General features: G+C 50.6%; 4 protein-coding genes and 1 pseudogene. 1 reads left to right on the top strand and 4 read right to left on the bottom strand.

Annotated features, from left to right (window positions below; genetic code table 11):
* Positions 1 to 130: 130 nt before the first annotated feature.
* Positions 131 to 610, top strand: a pseudogene (locus AC13E3_RS00255) (IS3 family transposase); the annotation flags it as partial.
* On the opposite strand, the gene AC13E3_RS00250 reads toward AC13E3_RS00255, so the two are convergent.
* The 4 genes from AC13E3_RS00250 to AC13E3_RS00235 form a co-directional block, all read right to left on the bottom strand.
* Positions 607 to 1434 carry a hypothetical protein gene (locus AC13E3_RS00250; RefSeq protein ID WP_482901560.1) on the bottom strand — a complete coding sequence of 276 codons (828 nt, stop codon included), beginning with the start codon at positions 1432 to 1434 and terminating at the stop codon, positions 607 to 609. The pseudogene AC13E3_RS00255 and the gene AC13E3_RS00250 overlap by 4 nt on opposite strands.
* A gap of 286 nt (positions 1435 to 1720) precedes the next feature.
* A complete protein-coding gene (locus tag AC13E3_RS00245) occupies positions 1721 to 2047 on the bottom strand; it encodes a hypothetical protein (RefSeq protein ID WP_482901559.1) in 327 nt (108 codons plus the stop codon).
* Positions 2048 to 2135: 88 nt separating this feature from the next.
* Positions 2136 to 2345: a helix-turn-helix transcriptional regulator gene (locus AC13E3_RS00240; protein WP_136631445.1), complete on the bottom strand. Its 210-nt coding sequence runs from the start codon at positions 2343 to 2345 to the stop codon at positions 2136 to 2138.
* A 443-nt stretch (positions 2346 to 2788) separates the two neighbouring features.
* Entirely contained in the window at positions 2789 to 3928 is a 1140-nt protein-coding gene (locus AC13E3_RS00235) for a tyrosine-type recombinase/integrase (RefSeq protein ID WP_482901558.1), read from the bottom strand.
* Between the last annotated feature and the right edge of the window lie 491 nt (positions 3929 to 4419).

Raw genomic sequence — 4419 nt, 5'->3', positions numbered from 1 at the left:
CTTGGACCTCGCGCTTTCCTGAGGTCGCTATGGCACTGTCCAGCGTTTAAACGGAGAGCCGGATGCGCTGAAAGGTGCACGTCCGGTTCGGAGAGGAGAGGCAGGGAAATAGTCCGACTACGCCCTGCCTCTTACTCTACTGTGGACCGGTGCGCGCTGGGCTTACCTGGCTGTTGTGATCGATTTGTTCTCCCGTAAACCGGTGGGTTGGGCCATATCTCTGTCGCCGAATACGGATCTGGTGAAGAAGGCTCTGACGATTGCGTATGAATCCCGGGGAAAGCCTTCAGGAGTCATGTTCCATTCGGATCAAGGGTGCCAGTACACCAGCCTACGATTCCGGCAGTTGCTCTGGAGTTATCAAATGAAACAGAGCCTCAGCCGACGCGGGAATTGCTGGGATAACGCTCCCACCGAGCGCTTCTTCCGGAGTCTGAAAACAGAATGGGTGCCGGGAATCGGGTATCCGTGCTTTGCCTCGGCAAAGCAATCGGTCACGGACTATATGATCGGTTATTACAGCGCACTGCGGCCTCATAAACACAACGGCGGATTGCCGCCGAATGTGGCAGAACAGGCCTACTGGAAAGCTCAAAAGACGGTGGCCTAAAACACTTGACCACTACATGGAATGTGCTGGAGAGCTATCCCAAAATGCTCAAACTCTTCCCGTTTTTCTAAAAAATCGTACCTGTTAACTCGCTCCGCCCACTCCCATAGCTTTCCGATGGCATCTTGCGTTTCCTGTATAACCGGATAGATTAGCTCCGATTCCTGTTCCCTGGACTCGCTCACATACAGGCACTCTTCCAGCAGCCCCATCTTCATCAGCGGCTCTAATATAGTCCAAGCTCCCTCACAGCCGGTTTCATCACCTCTTCCTTCGCACTCGGAGAAGATCCCAACGGAGCTGGCTGTCCATCGTTTGGGGAAGAACCCGAAAAGATTAAAGGGGCCAATTTCTCCGATCCACTCCCTTTTGAAATCCCTTCGCGCAATTGTTCTTGGAATGCCCCCGTCAGCCTCAAGGTCCTGCTCGTGGTAAAGCAGAATGAACTTTTCGAGGATTTCGAGGCTGCCGTACTCTCTGAGTTTCATTATGGGAGGGATTTCTTTGCCGGCACCATCAACGAGAGTGTTGGGTAGCCAAACCAGGTCGTCGTGGTTTTCAGGCTTTTCGAGTTTGTACTTTGGTTTCGAGGTCTCACTGATTGCTTCAACAAGGCCTTCACCCATAAGCAACTCGATGGCCTTTTTCCCGCGACGTCTCGCTACCCCGGAGTATTTGTAAATTGCTAGAGCACTCCATAAAGTTGTCGAATTGTCTGCTAGAGTCCCCCGAGCCATAACCAGAAAGGCTACGGCCGGGTTCATGCCTAGATGGCAGGCTTGGATGAATTGGGGGCGACCGACAGCAAAGAATTGTCCTTTCATTGGTCACCCTCCAGCGAAAGCAATTTGATGGCAAGATACTTTGATTGCGGCTGTAGTTGGTATTCACAATACCGAACCTCGCGACCATCTCTGTCTTTGCCAGAGCAAGGGACCGGTTCAATCTGCAGTCCTCGTGCGCGCAAGGATGAAATGAGCTGAGGAATATTGTTGCCGCCGGCACACTCCATTAGATGTCGCACCGAGCATGGTCTTGCTAGAAGCTCTCTAAGGGCCCTGTATTGGCGGGGTGACTTGAGTGGTTTTGCGGTTATCAGATTTAGCTGGCTCATGCCGATTTACTCCCGCCGATGATCGCTGTGCTGCCCTTTTTGATGCCTCCCATAAATTCGGTGCGATCAAATAGGATTTTTCGGCCAAACCTGTAAACCCCGGGCAAATTGTGCCCCTTGGTAAATAAAAGGTGTCGAATGCCTCCGGGCGTGAGGGCCGGCTCCAACTGACAAAGTTGGTTGATCGTCAGGAGAGTTGGCGCTGAATTCGTGAGGTTCATCTGGGGAGTTTTCGCAGTGAACGAAGGACTTTCTTGGTTTATCTCACAGTGCATGAACTTGTCGGCCTGCACTGACATTGGGTTTTCTCGATCAGTTTTCATAAGCTGGATCCGCCGTTTTGAGGTTGAGCTCACCCCTGCTCAATTAAGAGCATTCCTTTTCAAAGGGGGTGATGAAGTGGCGTGTGGGCTAGCGCCTGCGATCTCGTTCCGAAATGCGGTCCTGTACCCACTGGGTAACTTCTGCTTCAACCCATCCAACGGCATTGCCATGGCGGGACAACTTTATGGACTTTGGGAATTCACCCGCCGCTTGCAGTTCATAGAGCGTGGCGCGGCTGAGTCCAGTGCGGCGAAGAGTTTCTGAAAGTCTCAGAATTGAAAAGTGTCGGTCGGACATAACGTACCTCAGTTATCTAGGTTCCAGTTATGCCGTAATCAGGGAGGGGGCTAACAATCGTCAGCTGAATTTGTCTCAGCTTGGACTGCCTGTTATCTTCAAGCTGCTATTGCGGAGTGTCATCTCAATAGCACCCAGCCTGAAACGGCAATGGGTCCGGGCGGGTACGGTGGTGTTGGCGCACTTCCGTATCCCGCTTATTTGATCCGAACTTGTCTTCACCTTGCAGTTTCTCGGTTCTACAGGCAAACGCTGCTCAAGACGCGGAAATTAGTCTAAATTTGAGTTTCGGATAGGTTTTTTATCGCTAGCGTTAAGTCTTTGAACAATCGTTCTGTGTACCACGAAATTTTGATTTAGAGAGTCGATTGATGTGCTATTTTCAATAGATAAAAGTCATTAATCTTAGCTTTGTAAGTTTGTCTGTGGTGCCCGAATCACACCTAATCATTGAATATCGCATTCGCCATGCGTTCCACAATCGAGCTTTTGTGGTCTTCAGTTAGATGACTGTACCTCTGGACCATCGCTAGTGTTTTGTGGCCGAGTATGTCAGCGATTTCCCGAAGGCCGGCTCCATTCATGGCTAGGTAGCTTGCCGCCGTATGGCGTAGGTCGTGGAATTTGAAATCTGACAGTTCTGCTCGCTTTAATGCAGTTCTCCATGCTCGCTCGAAATCCAGGGGCTTGCTCTTGGTTTTGTCCGTTCTACCTGGGAAAACGTAAGCAGCGTCGTCAAGCGGTCGCACCTTTGCCCAGTCTTTTAAAGCGTCCAGTGCTGGCCCGACAAGAGGAGCGGAGCGGGTCTCTCCGTTCTTCGTATCTGCAAAGGTGATTCGGTGGCGCTTCAGGTCAACGTCACGCCACCGCAAACCTGCTATTTCTCCTCGCCTGCCTCCCGTTGTTATGGCTAAAAGAACGATGATTTTTAATTCAGGCGTGTCTGTCGCTTTGTCGCAAGCAGCCAACAGTGCTTTTCGCTCATCACTGGATAAAAACCGAGTTCGACCCCGAGTTTCACCACCCCGACGAACCTTCTGGCAGGGGTTATTCTGTATCCACCCCCATTCGTTTGCCGCAGCCGCCATGACTGGGCTGAGTGATGCAACATAGCGATTAACGGTTGCATCGGATCGAGGTTTGAGTGTGCCGCCAACCTTATAGGGCGTGGCTTTCAAATCGTCTCTGTATTCCATGATAAGCATGGAGGTGATGTCGCCAATCTCGGTTTGGCCAAGCTTCTTACGCCACCACTCAAGATGAGCTTGGCGATGTTTCTGGTCCTTCAGAATGGGCAGGAGGTCTCTGGAGTATCGGTCTATTGCATCTGAAAGGGTTTTGCCCTTGCCTGCGGCGGAATGGAAGTAACGACCTTCTCTGATTGCGGCCTCTGTCTGAGTTGCCCAACGTTTTGCATCGGTTAGCCGCTTAAAAGTTGCGGTTTCAGGCTGCCGACCTTTCAGGCGAATCTTAACGCGGTAGCTGGTTTTTCCGTCTTTGCTGGTCCGTTTCTCGATATTTGCCACGGTTAATCCTTTCTGTGGGGTGAGAGCAGGTGTGGCGAGTTTGCCGTCACTGCGCATGGGCTTTCGGGTATCGGAAAAATGGTCTTGGTTCTGTCCGGCTCTTAGATCGAACTGTATCTCGACGGGCTTATTCCGGCAACCATGGGATATGTAGTCCCATGGATAATATTAATAAATGCATGAAAAATATATAAAAAAATAAATATTTTTTAAAAAAAGGGCGATTTTGGGGCAGTAAAGTGGCCTTTTCAGTGTTGAATCGGTTTCATGTGAAGTCAGTTAACAATTGCTATAAGGTGTCTTTTCCACCATGAATCATGGCTCAGGTTCACGGTCTGTTTGTGTGGACCCTTTTCTGCGCTTGGCGGCCGAGACTGTTTCACACCCTTAAGCAAAAGTCATAAATAGCTAGGGGTCTGCGCGGCAGAAGTATTTTGAGCAAGTGACCCCGCCGCGTCGAATCACAGTTCGGCCCGAGAACGTATCCACAATATCCAGCCGAATAGAGTCTCGATTCTCTCTATTCAGTCAGTCAAGACGGTTATCAG

The sequence above is a fragment of the Marinobacter sp. L-80 genome (genome assembly GCF_056859395.1).
The sequence above is the reverse complement of the archived record's forward strand: the minus strand, read 5'-3'. Positions and strand labels throughout refer to the sequence as shown.